14 protein-coding genes are annotated in these 12,819 nt (G+C 63.6%); 13 read left to right on the forward strand and 1 reads right to left on the reverse strand.

What is annotated here, in order from left to right; all coding sequences use genetic code 11:
* Window positions 1-3 precede the first annotated feature (3 nt).
* The 13 genes from AC3WQY_RS05030 (at window position 4) to AC3WQY_RS05090 (ending at window position 11,943) form a co-directional block, all read left to right on the forward strand.
* The gene (locus AC3WQY_RS05030; RefSeq protein WP_492706325.1) at window positions 4-1,470 is read left to right on the forward strand and encodes a glutamate synthase subunit beta; all 1,467 of its coding nucleotides are present in this window, start codon (window positions 4-6) and stop codon (window positions 1,468-1,470) included.
* A 284-nt stretch (window positions 1,471-1,754) separates the two neighbouring features.
* Window positions 1,755-2,198, forward strand: coding sequence for a type IV pilin protein (locus tag AC3WQY_RS05035; RefSeq protein ID WP_492706327.1), 444 nt, complete (start codon window positions 1,755-1,757; stop codon window positions 2,196-2,198).
* Window positions 2,199-2,205: 7 nt separating this feature from the next.
* Window positions 2,206-2,676 (forward strand): GspH/FimT family pseudopilin, encoded by a 471-nt coding sequence (locus AC3WQY_RS05040; RefSeq protein WP_492706329.1) that lies wholly within the window; start codon window positions 2,206-2,208, stop codon window positions 2,674-2,676.
* Window positions 2,673-3,251 carry a type IV pilus modification protein PilV gene (gene pilV, locus AC3WQY_RS05045; protein ID WP_492706331.1) on the forward strand — a complete coding sequence of 193 codons (579 nt, stop codon included), beginning with the start codon at window positions 2,673-2,675 and terminating at the stop codon, window positions 3,249-3,251. The genes AC3WQY_RS05040 and pilV overlap by 4 nt, the downstream gene beginning before the upstream one ends.
* 15 nt (window positions 3,252-3,266) lie before the next feature.
* On the forward strand, window positions 3,267-4,307 hold the full coding sequence (locus tag AC3WQY_RS05050; RefSeq protein ID WP_492706333.1) for a PilW family protein: 1,041 nt from the start codon (window positions 3,267-3,269) through the stop codon (window positions 4,305-4,307).
* Window positions 4,307-4,870 carry a pilus assembly PilX family protein gene (locus AC3WQY_RS05055; protein ID WP_492706335.1) on the forward strand — a complete coding sequence of 188 codons (564 nt, stop codon included), beginning with the start codon at window positions 4,307-4,309 and terminating at the stop codon, window positions 4,868-4,870. Before AC3WQY_RS05050 ends, AC3WQY_RS05055 begins: the two co-directional genes overlap by 1 nt.
* A gap of 22 nt (window positions 4,871-4,892) precedes the next feature.
* Window positions 4,893-7,889 (forward strand): pilus assembly protein, encoded by a 2,997-nt coding sequence (locus AC3WQY_RS05060; RefSeq protein ID WP_492706337.1) that lies wholly within the window; start codon window positions 4,893-4,895, stop codon window positions 7,887-7,889.
* Between the two features lie 122 nt (window positions 7,890-8,011).
* Window positions 8,012-8,848 (forward strand): ABC transporter ATP-binding protein, encoded by an 837-nt coding sequence (locus AC3WQY_RS05065; protein ID WP_492706339.1) that lies wholly within the window; start codon window positions 8,012-8,014, stop codon window positions 8,846-8,848.
* On the forward strand, window positions 8,845-9,633 hold the full coding sequence (mlaE, locus tag AC3WQY_RS05070) for a lipid asymmetry maintenance ABC transporter permease subunit MlaE (protein WP_425334599.1): 789 nt from the start codon (window positions 8,845-8,847) through the stop codon (window positions 9,631-9,633). Before AC3WQY_RS05065 ends, mlaE begins: the two co-directional genes overlap by 4 nt.
* 30 nt (window positions 9,634-9,663) lie before the next feature.
* On the forward strand, window positions 9,664-10,143 hold the full coding sequence (gene mlaD / locus AC3WQY_RS05075; RefSeq protein WP_285230909.1) for an outer membrane lipid asymmetry maintenance protein MlaD: 480 nt from the start codon (window positions 9,664-9,666) through the stop codon (window positions 10,141-10,143).
* Window positions 10,140-10,916 carry an MlaA family lipoprotein gene (locus AC3WQY_RS05080; protein ID WP_285230910.1) on the forward strand — a complete coding sequence of 259 codons (777 nt, stop codon included), beginning with the start codon at window positions 10,140-10,142 and terminating at the stop codon, window positions 10,914-10,916. Before mlaD ends, AC3WQY_RS05080 begins: the two co-directional genes overlap by 4 nt.
* A 64-nt stretch (window positions 10,917-10,980) precedes the next feature.
* A complete protein-coding gene (locus tag AC3WQY_RS05085) occupies window positions 10,981-11,619 on the forward strand; it encodes an MlaC/ttg2D family ABC transporter substrate-binding protein (protein WP_492706342.1) in 639 nt (212 codons plus the stop codon).
* Between the two features lie 3 nt (window positions 11,620-11,622).
* Window positions 11,623-11,943, forward strand: a complete 321-nt coding sequence (locus AC3WQY_RS05090; RefSeq protein ID WP_285230912.1) for an STAS domain-containing protein — start codon at window positions 11,623-11,625, stop codon at window positions 11,941-11,943.
* Window positions 11,944-11,989: 46 nt separating this feature from the next.
* Here AC3WQY_RS05090 and AC3WQY_RS05095 read toward each other — a convergent pair.
* Window positions 11,990-12,819: MurR/RpiR family transcriptional regulator (locus tag AC3WQY_RS05095; RefSeq protein WP_492706345.1), on the reverse strand; the 830-nt coding region annotated here is incomplete at its 5' end.

Raw genomic sequence — 12,819 nt, forward strand, 5'->3', positions numbered from 1 at the left:
ATCATGGGAAAAGTCACCGGCTTCATGGAGTACGAGCGCCTGGAAGAGGGCTACGAGCCCGTCGCCACGCGCCTGAAGAACTACAAGGAATTCGTCATCGGCCTGAATGCCGATCAGGCCAAGGTGCAGAGCGCGCGCTGCATGGACTGCGGCACGCCGTTCTGCAACAACGGCTGCCCGGTCAACAACATCATTCCGGACTTCAACGACCTGGTGTACCGGGGTGACTGGAAGAATGCGATTGCCGTGCTGCATTCGACCAACAACTTCCCCGAGTTCACCGGCCGCATCTGCCCCGCGCCCTGCGAGGCGGCCTGCACCTTGAACGTGAATGACGACGCGGTGGGCATCAAGTCCATCGAGCACGCCATCATCGACCGTGCCTGGGCCGAGGGTTGGGTCAAGCCCCAGCTGCCCAAGCGCAAGACCGGCAAGACCATCGCCGTGGTGGGCGCCGGACCGGCCGGCCTGGCGGCGGCGCAGCAGCTGGCACGCGCCGGCCACAGCGTCACCGTGTTCGAGAAGAACGATCGTGTGGGCGGCCTGCTGCGCTACGGCATTCCCGACTTCAAGATGGAGAAGTCCCACATCGATCGCCGCGTCGAGCAGATGCAGGCCGAGGGCGTGGTGTTCCGCACCGGCGTGATCGTCGCGGCCCTGCCCGAGGACAGCAAGGTCACCAACTGGGCCAAGGAAAGCATTTCGCCCGACGAGCTCAAGGCCCAGTTCGATGCCGTGCTGCTGACCGGCGGTGCCGAGCAGTCGCGCGACCTGCCGGTGCCCGGCCGCGAGCTGGCCGGCATCCATTTCGCGATGGAATTCCTGCCGCAGCAGAACAAGGTCAACGCGGGCGACAAGCTCAAGGGCCAGCTGCGCGCCGATGGCAAGCATGTGATCGTGATCGGCGGCGGCGACACCGGCAGCGATTGCGTGGGCACCAGCAACCGCCATGGCGCCAAGAGCGTGACCCAGTTCGAGCTCATGCCGCAGCCCCCCGAGGTCGAGGACCGGCCGCTGACCTGGCCCTACTGGCCGATCAAGCTGCGCACCTCCAGCAGCCATGAGGAGGGCTGCGAGCGCGAATTCGCCATCGCCACCAAGGAGTTCCTGGGCGAGAAGGGCAAGGTCACCGGCGTGAAGACGGTGCGCGTCGAATGGCAGGGTGGCAAGATGGTCGAGATGCCCGGCTCCGAGCAGGTGCTGAAGGCCGACCTCGTGCTGTTGGCGATGGGCTTCGTGAGCCCGGTGGCGACGGTGCTGGATGGCTTCGGCGTCAGCAAGGACGCACGCGGCAATGCCAAGGCCACGGTCGACTTCAACGGCGGCTACCAGACCAATGTGGCCAAGGTGTTTGCCGCCGGCGACATGCGCCGCGGCCAATCGCTGGTGGTCTGGGCCATCCGCGAAGGCCGCCAGGCGGCGCGCGCGGTGGACGAATTCCTGATGGGCAGCAGCGATTTGCCGCGCTGAGGCTGGGCCAGAATCGACAAACAAGCCACCCACGGGTGGCTTTTTCTTTGTTTGGCCGGCTGGGCTGGGATAGCAAGATCGCAGATCGCTGGTATTTGTAAGCCCTTTGTTACGTCGGCCTGCCTCTCATCGCAAAAGCGGTTCCGTCCGTCCTGGCGCTTGCCCTGGTTGTGAACTTTCGCACGACACTGCTTACCGATGCTGTCGACAATCCAGTTCATCACATCCCCGGGAATGGGCTCGGCGAGCGGGTGTAGGACAGAAATCACCGACCAAAACCAACCATGACCAAGCCTTTTCTCCACTCAGCCAGCAAGCCTCATCGCAAGATACTCGGCTTCACCCTCATCGAGGTGATGATCGTGGTGGCCATCGTAGCGATATTGGTCGTCGTGGCTCTGCCCAGCTATCGCGAGCATGTCCGTCGTTCGAATCGAGCCGAGGCGATGGCGTTCATGAGCGCCTTTGCGATGAAGCAGCAGCAGTTTTTGCTGGATACACGGGCCTTTGCCGCGACGGTGGCGGATACGGGCGTTGTCGTTCCCGACAACGTCAGCAAGTGGTACACGCCCAGTCTTGCCGTTCCGCAGGTGACGCCCCCGACGTTCGTGCTGACCTTGACGCCCAAAACGGGGCAGGACAGCGACAAGTGTGGAGTATTGAGCATTGACAATGCGGGCACGAAGACTGCGACGTCAGGCGGCGCTTCGGTGTCTGGATGCTGGTAGCGTGACCATGAAGACAAGCGCTTCCAACCGCGGCTTCACGCTCATCGAGTTGATGGTGACGATTTCCATCTTGGGCATCTTGCTGGCCATCGCCGCACCTGGCATGCGGAGTGTGCTCGTGACGCAGCAACTCAAGACGGCGTCCTTTGACTTGACCGCCGATCTGATCCTGGCGCGAAGCGAGGCCTTGAAGCGAAACGCCAGCGTCAGTGTTTCCCGCGACGGCAGCGAATGGGCGCTCGGCTGGACGGTGGCGGTGGAAGGCGGAGAAGTGATCAGCAAACGAGGGGCCGCTGGCTCCGACCTTGAGTTTCTCAATGCCGCTAGCAAGATCACGTTCGATCCGAACGGCCGGGTGAGCGCGCCGGCCACCGATGTGCGTATCACGATTCAGAATACCGCGGCTGCGGGCAACTCGCGTTGCGTTGAGCTGGATCTGGCTGGGCGAGCAAGGGCAACGCCGGGAGCATGTTCATGAGAATTGCAAGCTTGCGCCGCCACCAGCATGGCGTTGGCCTGATCGAGGTCATGGTGGCCATCTTGATCTGCGCGTTCGGGCTGCTGGGTTTTGTCGGATTCCAGGCGCGTTCGACGAGCATGGAATTTGAGTCATATCAGCGCAGTCAGGCACTGGTGCTGCTGCAGGACATGGTCAGCCGGATCAATGCCAATCGCGTGAATGCCAACACCTATATCAAGGGCGAGTTGATTGGCGCTGACGGTATCGAGGACTGCGCCGGCAAGGCTGGAAGCGAACTGGACTTGTGCGAGTGGGGCAATCAGATACGCGGCAACGCCGAGGTTCGCGGCGGCAGCAGGGTGGGCGCCATGCTGGGCGCGCGCGGTTGCATTGAACAGGCTGACGGTACAAGTGACAGACTGATCGTGTCCGTGGTTTGGTTGGGCCTGTCCAGTACCGGTGGCGCGACCAGCAACTGTGGCAAGGGCACGGCCGATTTCCCCGACGACAAATTGCGCCGCGCCGTTACTTCAACGATTTGCATCGCCCGCTTGCGTGACCCGGCCGTGCCCGTGGCGACGCCGCGCTGCTGACAGAGGGTGAAACAAATGAAGCCCATACGCTTGCCGTCAGCCCAGCGCGGATTTTCACTGATCGAGTTGATGGTCAGCCTGACCATCGGCTTGATTCTGTTGACGGTCATGCTGATGATCTTCGCCGACAGTTCCAATCGCGGCCAGGACATGAGCCGTGCCAATATGCAGATTGAGAACGGTCGCTATGCGTCCGAACTGCTCAGTGAGGAACTGTCACTGGCTGGCTTCTGGGGAAGCTTGCATCCGCCGGTGGTCAATCAGGCCACGGGCGAGGGATTCAGCGATCCCGACCCCTGCAGCACCGCGCCAAACGGCTGGAAGGTTTCTGCGCCCTACACCATCCCTGCGGCGGTGCGCGGTGTTGCCGCCAACGAGGCGCTAGGCTGCCTGAGCCACCGCAAGGCCGGGACCGCTGCAATCGTGATCCGGCGCGTATCGATCGACACGGTTGACGTTGCCGCAGCGGTGGCCAATCAGTATTACCTGCAAGAGTCCTTCTGCAATGACGACCCGGTGGCCACCCCCTTTGTCTTCAGCAAGGTCAAGGGCGACTTCATCTTGAGAGTGCGCGAATGTGCCGCCAAGCCACTCCTGCTCAGCCCTCTGCGGTCCTATGTGTCACGGATCTACTTCGTCGCCGATTGCAACAAGTGTGGCAGTTCCGATGGGGTTCCCACGCTGAAGCGAGTGGAGTTGCAGGGCAACAGCCTGGTTGAGACGGCCCTGGTGGAAGGCGTCGAGGACCTGCGCTTCGAGTACGGCTTTGACACCGAGAAAGACCTCGGCGGCGTGGCCGATGGCAACGTCAACCAGTACCTGGCTGGCTTGTCGGGCGCGCAAGCGACGTCTACCTGGGGCAATGTGGTGAGCGTCAAGGTGCATTTCGTGACGCGCTCGCTGGAGAAGGCCAATGGCATGAAGGTCGAGAACACGGCTCAGACATTCAATCTTGGTTCGGCCGTGGTTAATTTCGCTGCGGACGGATATTTACGGCGCGCCTATAGCCAGACGGTCAGATTGACGAATCCCAGTGCGGCCAGGGAGTTGCAGTGATGCAGAACAAGAAATTGCTTAGGCAGCGAGGGGCGACCATGGTCATGGCCTTGGTGGTGCTGGCCATTCTTGCGCTGTTCGCAGCCTGGTCCTTCAAGGCCAGCACGGGCAACATGAAAGTGGTAGGCAATGCCCAGGCGCGACAGGAAGGACTGGCAGCGGCTAATGCAGCGATTGAGCGGACTTTGAGTTCCCCGTCCTTCACCACCGATCCGGCTGTGGTTGCGGCTGCCGCGGTGCCCATTGATCTGGACGGCGACGGCGTGGCGGATGCCGAGGTGAAATTGACACCGGCGCCAACTTGCTACCGAGTCAAAGTCATCAAGAAGTCCGATCTGGACGCAACCCTGGCGTCGGATCGCTCCTGCATGCTGGGTTCTGGCGGAGCGACCGGGCTCGACAGCGGTGAGGCGGTTACGGGGGATTCCTTGTGCTCGTCCAGCGAGTGGGCACTTCGGGCAGAGGTGACTGACGCGCGCACTTCTGCAAAGACAGCGGTCAATCAGGGTGTGGCTGTCCGCGTGTTGACCGTGGACACCAGCAACGCCTGCCCACTTCCATGAAATGCGGCCACCGGAGGCACGAATGAACAAATCCATTTCCACCATGGTGAAGGTCCTGCTGCTTGGGGTCGCCACATTGGGCGTATCCGGGCTGCGCGCAGACGACATCGACATCTTCACCGCTGCGCCGGCGAGTCAGGATCTGCCCAATGTACTGTTCCTGCTCGACTCCTCGGCGAACTGGTCGGCAAATACCCAGGATGGGGGTGTCTGCACCTATGCGGATGGCAGCGGACAGCCTGCAGACCAGGGCACCAAGTTTGCGGCGGAGCAGTGCGCGCTCTACAACCTGATCGACAAGTTGCCGGTTGCCAGCACGGGCGGCCCCGACAACGACGCGCTGTTCCGTATCGCCATTGCGCTCGGCAACACGTCACCGAACAACGGCTTTTATCCGAATCAGGCCTTTCTACCGCTGACCACCAACAACAAGGTGAAGTTCAAGGCGCGCATCCGGGCGTACGACATCAGGGACAACAAGGCCAGCAATGCCGACTATGGGCTGGGCATGTACGAGGCCTACCTCTACTACAAGGGTATGGCCCCGCTCAACGGCATGTTGACGTCTGGCTGGGATACGGCGGCCGTGAGCGGCGGCAAGTACAACAGCCCCTCCGGCGGCTCCTGCGGACGCAACTACGTCATCGTCATCGGCAATGGTTCGCCGCAGAACTCGAACCCCGAGAAGAGTGTCCAGAACTTGCTGGCAAACCGGGTCGATGCCGATCTGGGCTCGTTGACGGCTGCCGAGCGGGCGATCCTGAAGTCCATCATCGTCAATGCCAATCTTGGCAATGACCAGGCCAACTGGTCCGATGAAATGGCACGTTTCATGACGCGCATCGATGCGAGCAACCAGGCCGGTAGCCAGGGCATCATTACGCACGCCATTGCGGTACTGAAGGGAAGAAGCGACGGCGATTTCCCGGCGCTGATGAACAGCATTGCCAACAATGGCAACGGCAACTACTACGCCGCCACCGGTGCATCGGTGCTGCTGAAGGCACTGCTTGATATCTTCAACCAGATTCAGGCGGTCAACAGCGTGTTTGCATCGGCCAGCTTGCCGGTCGCGGTGAACGCCCGCGGCAGCTACCTCAATCAGGTGTATATGGGCATGTTCCGCCCTGATGCCGAGGCCAAGCCGCGCTGGGTTGGCAATCTCAAGCAATACAAGTTCTCGCTGGATGTGGCTGGAGCGCTCAATCTGGTGGACTCCAATGGCGTAGGCGCGACCAATGGTTCCACGGGTTTCATCAGAACTTCCTCCGTGTCCTATTGGACGACACCCAGCACCTTCTGGGTGAATCAGCCTTCGGGGGAGGGGGCCGGTTCGGACTCACCCGACGGCGAGGTGGTCGAGAAGGGCGGCGCCGCACAGCGCCTGCGCGAGGTGTATTCGACCAGCCAGGACGGCCGCAAGGTCCTGACTTGCATCGCTTGCACCGGCGGCAGCGCGCTTGGTGCGACCACGAGCACCAGTTTCACGGATGCCAACACTGCCATCACGGCGGGCGCCCTGGGAGCTGCGAGTGCGGCGGCGCGCACCGCCATGATCAACTGGGTACGTGGCGCCAACAGAGGTGATGAGGACGGGCCCGGAGGCTCGGTCACCGTACGGCCTTCGGTGCACGGCGATGTGCTCCATTCGCGACCGGTGGTGTTGAACTATGGCGGCACGACAGGGGTGGTCGTGTTCTACGGAGGCAATGACGGCATGCTGCATGCGCTCAACGGCAATCCGACAAACGCCGGGGCGGGCAATGAGCTCTGGAGTTTTGTTCCCGAAGAAATGTTTGGCAAGCTCAAGCGCCTGTACGACAACTCGCCCGAGATCCAGATGCCGAACACCCCTGCGGGGATTGGCGCAACGCCGCGCGATTACTTTATCGACGGACCGATTGGCTTCTACCAGAAGATCGAGGGTGGCAGCACGACCAAGGCGATCATCTATGTGACGATGCGGCGTGGTGGACGCATGGTCTACGCCTTCGACGTCTCCACCCCGTCGTCGCCCAAGTATCTCTGGCGCAAGACGAATACGGACTTGAGCAAGCTCGGTCAGACCTGGTCGGAGCCCAAGGTCGCAAAGATCAAGGGCAACGTCAATCCGGTTGTGATCATGGGCGCAGGCTATGACGCCTCCGCCGAGGACGGCAGTGCTGCGACCACGATGGGCAATGCCGTCTATGTGTTGGACGCTTTCACCGGGGCATTGTTGAAGGAGTTCTCGCCGATGACGCGCAGCGTTGCTGCCGACGTCAGCCTGGTGGATACCGACTTCGACGGGTACATCGACCGGCTGTACGCGGTGGACCTGGGCGGGCAGGTGTGGCGCATGGACCTGGAGAACAGTGATGGCGAAGGTGCCCTGGCCAACTGGGGGATCTACAAGCTGGCCGACCTGAGCGGGGGCACGAACACCGGACGCAAGTTCTTCTTCGGACCTGACGTGGTGGTGACGAAGAATTTCACTTCCCTGCAGTTCGGTTCTGGAGATCGGGAAAAGCCCTTGATGAGCAATAACAAGGACCATTTCTTCTCGGTACTGGACTGGCGGCCTCAGAAGGGCAGCTCGGCCACCTTTGTCGCCACCGTGTTCAACGAGCTGCAACCCGTGGGGACACAGTCTGACATCTCGGGCAAGGGCTGCTATATCGTGCTGGGAACCGGTGAGAAGACGGTCAACGCGGCAACGACGTTTGCCGGCAAAACCTATTTCGGTACCAACCAGCCTTCACCACCGGCCGGGAATACTTGTTCTGCCAACCTGGGGCTGGCCAAGGGTTATGAATTCCCCTTGTTCTGCTTGGCGCCCACCTCCTGGGTCTACCCGGGCGGTGGACTACCCCCGAGTCCCATCGCCGGCGTGGTGCAGATTGATACGCCCAACGGGGTCAAGGAGGTGCCATTCATTACCGGTGCGAACCCCAGTTCTCCGCTGGCGCCGACCAAGCCCGTGCCGACCATCGACAAAGCCAGAACTCGCACGTATTGGTTCCCTGAGGTCCGGCGCTAGCCCTCGGGATGGTGTCTCTGGTGAGCGGAACGTCCGGAAACAAGGCATGGGAAAGTGCGATCCTGGTGTTTCCCCTATGATGTGCCCTTTTGCATGCGGGGCAGGCCCGCGCCCAGAGGCTCATGCCCCCTTTCCCCTCCCAGACGCCAGGCCCGGAAGAACCGCTGATCGAGTTGCGCGACGTCAGCTTTGGCTATGACGCCAGCCGGCTGATCCTCTCCAATCTGTCGCTCAAGTTCCCGCGCGGCAAGGTCACGGCCATCCTGGGCGGCTCGGGCTGTGGCAAGACGACGCTGATGCGCTTGATCGGCGGCGTGCATGCCGCCAACCATGGCAGCGTGCTGTTTGACGGCGAACTGATCAATGTGCGCGACAAGGCGCAGCTGTTTCGCTTGCGCCGGCGGCTGGGCATGTTGTTCCAGTTCGGCGCCCTGTTCACCGACCTGTCGGTGTTCGAGAACGTCGCGTTCCCCTTGCGCGAGCACACGCGCCTGGCCGAGCCCATGATCCGCGATCTGGTGCTGATGAAGCTCAACGCGGTGGGCCTGCGCGGCGCCGCCGGCCTGAAGATCTCGGAGGTGTCCGGCGGCATGGCGCGGCGCGTGGCGCTGGCGCGTGCGATCGTGCTCGACCCCGATCTCATCATGTATGACGAGCCCTTCGCCGGGCTGGACCTGATCAGCATGGGCGTGACCGCCAAGCTGATTCGCACCCTCAACGATGTGACCGGCTGCACCTCGCTGGTGGTCAGCCACGACGTGCCGGAGTGCATGGCCATCAGCGACTACGTGGTGCTGCTGGCCACCGGCGGGCGCATCGTCGCGCATGGCACGCCGGCCGAGTTGATGGCCTCCACCGACCCGGAGACGCGCCAGTTCGTGCGCGGCGAGCCCGATGGCCCGGTGAAGTTCCACTACCCGGCGCCGGACATCGCCGTCGATTTCGGGAGCGCCGCATGATGGCTGTGAACTGGCTGGCCCGGCTCGGCGCCATCGCGCTGGAGCAGTTCCGCGGCTGGGGCCACGCGGCCTTCTTCCTGGCCGAGTTGCTGGCCTCCCTGCCCGCCGCGTTGCGGCGCCTGTGGCTGGTGGTGGCGCAGGTGCATGCGATCGGCAACCGCTCGCTCGTCATCATCATGGCCTCCGGCCTGGCCGTGGGCTTCGTGCTGGCGCTGCAGATGTATTACGCGCTGGTGACCTATGGTGCGGCCGAGAGCCTGGGCCTGATCGTCAACCTGGCCCTGGTGCGCGAGCTGGGGCCGGTGGTGACGGGGCTGCTGTTTGCCGGCCGGGCGGGCACCTCGCTGACCGCGGAGATCGGCCTGATGAAGGCGGGCGAGCAGCTCGCCGCCATGGAGCTGATGGCCATCGACACCAAGGAGCGCGTGCTGGCGCCGCGCCTGATCGGTGGCATCCTGTCCATGCCCATACTCGCCATCCTGTTTTCGGCCATTGGCATCCTGGGCGCCTATGTGGTGGCGGTGCTGCTGATCGGTGTGGATGCGGGCAACTTCTGGTCCATCATGCAGACGCAGGTGGATGTCTGGCGTGACGTGGGCAATGGGCTGGTGAAGGCCACCGTGTTCGGGGCGATCTGCACCTATGTGGCGCTCTACCAGGGGCATGAAACCGAGGCCACCCCCGAGGGGGTTGCTTATGCCACCACACGCACGGTGGTGATCTCCTCGCTCTGGATCCTGGGCATGGACTTCATCCTCACCGCATTGATGTTTTCGACGCCGTGAGCACGGCGTCGCGCAAGGGAGTATTTGGGAATGGGTAAAAAAGGTATCGAGACCATGGTCGGTCTGTTCGTGCTGCTGGGCATGCTGGGGCTGGTGTTCCTGGCCCTGAAGGCGGCCAACCTGGGCAGTGTGAGCGGTGGTGACACCTATATGGTGCAGGCCCGTTTCGACAATATCGGCGGCCTGAAGGTGCGTGCGCCGGTGCGCTCGGCGGGTGTGACGGTGGGGCGCGTAACCGCCATCGAGCTCGACGCCAAGACCTATCTGGGCGTGGTGCGCATGGAGGTGCAGCGTGCCTACCAGTTCCCCAAGGATTCGTCGGCCAAGATCCTGACCGCCGGCCTGCTGGGCGACCAGTACGTGGGCCTGGAGCCCGGTGCCGACGAGAAGGTGCTGGCGGCCGGCGACGTCATCAAGCAGACCCAGTCCGCCGTGGTGCTGGAGAACCTGATCGGCCAGTTCCTCTACAACAAGGCCGCCGACAGCGGCACGGCCGGAGCCAAGCCATGAGCGCTGCGGCATTGGGCTCGGGCGGCGCCTGGCGCCGCGTGCTGGGCATGGCCCTGTTGCTGCTCGCGGTGAGTCTGTCGGGCTGCGCCACGCTGCGCGGCAAGGGGCCGCAGGGGCAACGCCTGGACCCCTGGGAGAGCTGGAACCGCAAGGTCTTCAGCTTCAACGAGAGCCTGGACGCCCATGTGCTCAAGCCGGTGGCCACCGCCTACAGCGAGCTGGTGCCGGCGCCGGCGCGCCTGGCCGTGGACAATTTTTTCGGCAATATCTCCGACGCCTGGTCGGCGGTGAACCTGATGCTGCAGGGGCGTTTCAAGGCCGGCGTGCAGCAGACCATGCGGGTGGCGGTCAATTCGACCCTGGGCATCGGGGGGCTGATCGACATCGCCGGTGAGACCGGCCTGGAACGCAATACCGAAGACCTGGGCAAGACCTTCGGGCGCTGGGGTTTTGGCACCGGTGCCTACATCGTCTGGCCCCTGCTCGGGCCTTCCTCGGTGCGTGACTCGTTGGCCTTCCCGCTGGACAAGGTGGCCTCGCCGGCCTATCTGTTCCAGGAGGGCCGCAGCAAGGTTGCCATCTACAGCATCCAGACCATCAATGCACGTTCGAACTTCCTGCGCGCCGGCGAGATGCTGGACGGCATCGCACTCGACAAATACACCTTCATCCGCGACGCCTACCTGCAGCGCCGCGGCAGCTTCGAGGACGACGACGCCTACGAGGTGCTGGCGCCCGAGCCGGCGCCGGTGAATCCGCAGGCCGACAAGTGAACCAAACAGGCCGCCGCTGCGTTGAGCAGGGCGTCGCCTGCTGAACCGCAAAGGGAACCGAGAAATGACCATCACGAAACGACTGCTGCTGCGTGCCCTGTTGAGCCTGGGCATGGCCGCGCCGCTGCTGGCGCAGGCCGTCGACAACAGCGCGCCCGATCTGCTGATCCGCCAGCTCTCGCTGGAGACCATCGAGACCGTCAAGGCCGACAAGGCCATCCAGGGCGGCGATGTGCAGAAGGTGATCACCCTGGTGGACACCAAGGTGATGCCGCATGTGAACTTCCAGCGCATGACCGCCTCGGCGGTGGGGCGCTTCTGGCGCCAGGCCACGCCCGACCAGCAGAAACGCCTGCAGGACGAGTTCAAGACCCTGCTGGTGCGTACCTATGCCGGCGCGCTGACGCAGGTGAAGGATCAATCGGTGGCACTCAAGCCGCTGCGTGCCAGCGCGGACGATGCCGAGGTGGTGGTGCGCACCGAGATCCGCGGCAAGGGCGATCCGATCCAACTGGACTACCGCCTGGAGAAGACGCCCAAGGGCTGGCAGATCTACGACGTCAACGTGCTGGGCATCTGGCTGGCCGACCAGTACCGCAACAGCTTCGCGCAGGAGATCGGCGCCAACGGCATCGACGGGCTGATCAAGGCGCTGGCCGATCGCAACGCCAAGGCGGCGTCGCCTGCGCCTGCCAAGACCTGAGCCATGCCGGACACCATGCTGAAACTGCCGGCGCGCGTGCGCCTGCAAGAGCTGCCCGATGTCTGGCGTGAACTGGAGACGGCGCTGCGCGCCGAACAGGCGCAGGTGCGCCAGGGGGCGGGCAGTGCGGTGCGCCTGAACCTGGCCGGCCTGCACGATTTCGACTCGGCGGTGCTGACCCTGTTGTTGAGCGCCATGCGCCAGCTGCAACAGCAGGGGCTGAGCCTGGAGCTGAGCGAAGCGCCGACCAAGCTGCGCGAGCTGGCGCGCGTCTATGGCGTGGCCAGCCTGCTGTGGGCCGATGAGGCCCCGGCCGCTGCCTGAGGGCCGCTACACGGCGTCGTTATGCAGTTGCAGTTATGCGGTGCAGTTACGCGGCATAGCGCTTGCTACGCAGATTGCGCTTGATCTCCTGCAGCATGGGGCGCAGGTTCTGGCCCAGGCGCAGCGCCACGCCGGTGGTGAGGATGTCCACCGCGATCAGGTGCAGCAGGCGCGACACCATGGGGCTGTAGCGGTCATAGTCTTCGGGGTGATCCACCGCCAGCAAGACCTGGCCCGGTGCCTGCCCGATCTGCGCCAGCGGTGAGCCACTGGCCGTGATGATGATGGTGGTGGCGCCCTTCTTGCGCGCGATCTCGGCCGCGTCCAGCAGATCGCGGCTGCGCCCCGAGTTGCTGATCACCACGGCGCAATCGCCGGGCCCCAGCATGGTGGCGCTCATCAGCTGCACATGGCCGTCGCTGCAGGCGATGGTGTGCACACCCAGGCGGAAGAATTTGTGCTGGGCGTCCTGGGCCACGATGCCCGAGTTGCCGACGCCATAGAACTCGATGCGCTTGCCATGGCGGCCGGCCTCGGAGAGCGCCGCGATGGCGCGCTCGAAGGCATGGCTGGCGGCGTCGTTGCGGTAGTGCAGCAGGGCGGCGACGGCGTTGTCCACCACCTTGACGATCAGATCACCGGGTTTGTCGTCCTCGTCCACCGCGCGATGCACAAAGGGCACGCCCTCGTTGACGCTGCCGGCCAGCTTGAGCTTGAAGTCCGCTAGGCCGTCATAGCCGACGCTGCGGCAGAAGCGCACCACCGTGGGCTTGCTGACATGCGAGCGATCCGCCAGTTCGCTGACCGGCAGATTCGCAAAGGCGCGCGGATCGCTCAGCAGCAGCTTGGCGACGCGCTGCTCGGCGGGGGGGAGGG

Source organism: Roseateles sp. FW301-B2 (assembly GCF_058788955.1).

Bases quoted from the DNA above. Each gene is read 5' to 3' on its own strand.
- AC3WQY_RS05030 (WP_492706325.1), top strand. From the start codon at position 4: ATGGGAAAAGTCACCGGCTTCATGGAGTACGAGCGCCTGGAAGAGGGC.
- AC3WQY_RS05035 (WP_492706327.1), top strand. From the start codon at position 1,755: ATGACCAAGCCTTTTCTCCACTCAGCCAGCAAGCCTCATCGCAAGATA.
- AC3WQY_RS05040 (WP_492706329.1), top strand. From the start codon at position 2,206: ATGAAGACAAGCGCTTCCAACCGCGGCTTCACGCTCATCGAGTTGATG.
- pilV (WP_492706331.1), top strand. From the start codon at position 2,673: ATGAGAATTGCAAGCTTGCGCCGCCACCAGCATGGCGTTGGCCTGATC.
- AC3WQY_RS05050 (WP_492706333.1), top strand. From the start codon at position 3,267: ATGAAGCCCATACGCTTGCCGTCAGCCCAGCGCGGATTTTCACTGATC.
- AC3WQY_RS05055 (WP_492706335.1), top strand. From the start codon at position 4,307: ATGCAGAACAAGAAATTGCTTAGGCAGCGAGGGGCGACCATGGTCATG.
- AC3WQY_RS05060 (WP_492706337.1), top strand. From the start codon at position 4,893: ATGAACAAATCCATTTCCACCATGGTGAAGGTCCTGCTGCTTGGGGTC.
- AC3WQY_RS05065 (WP_492706339.1), top strand. From the start codon at position 8,012: ATGCCCCCTTTCCCCTCCCAGACGCCAGGCCCGGAAGAACCGCTGATC.
- mlaE (WP_425334599.1), top strand. From the start codon at position 8,845: ATGATGGCTGTGAACTGGCTGGCCCGGCTCGGCGCCATCGCGCTGGAG.
- mlaD (WP_285230909.1), top strand. From the start codon at position 9,664: ATGGGTAAAAAAGGTATCGAGACCATGGTCGGTCTGTTCGTGCTGCTG.
- AC3WQY_RS05080 (WP_285230910.1), top strand. From the start codon at position 10,140: ATGAGCGCTGCGGCATTGGGCTCGGGCGGCGCCTGGCGCCGCGTGCTG.
- AC3WQY_RS05085 (WP_492706342.1), top strand. From the start codon at position 10,981: ATGACCATCACGAAACGACTGCTGCTGCGTGCCCTGTTGAGCCTGGGC.
- AC3WQY_RS05090 (WP_285230912.1), top strand. From the start codon at position 11,623: ATGCCGGACACCATGCTGAAACTGCCGGCGCGCGTGCGCCTGCAAGAG.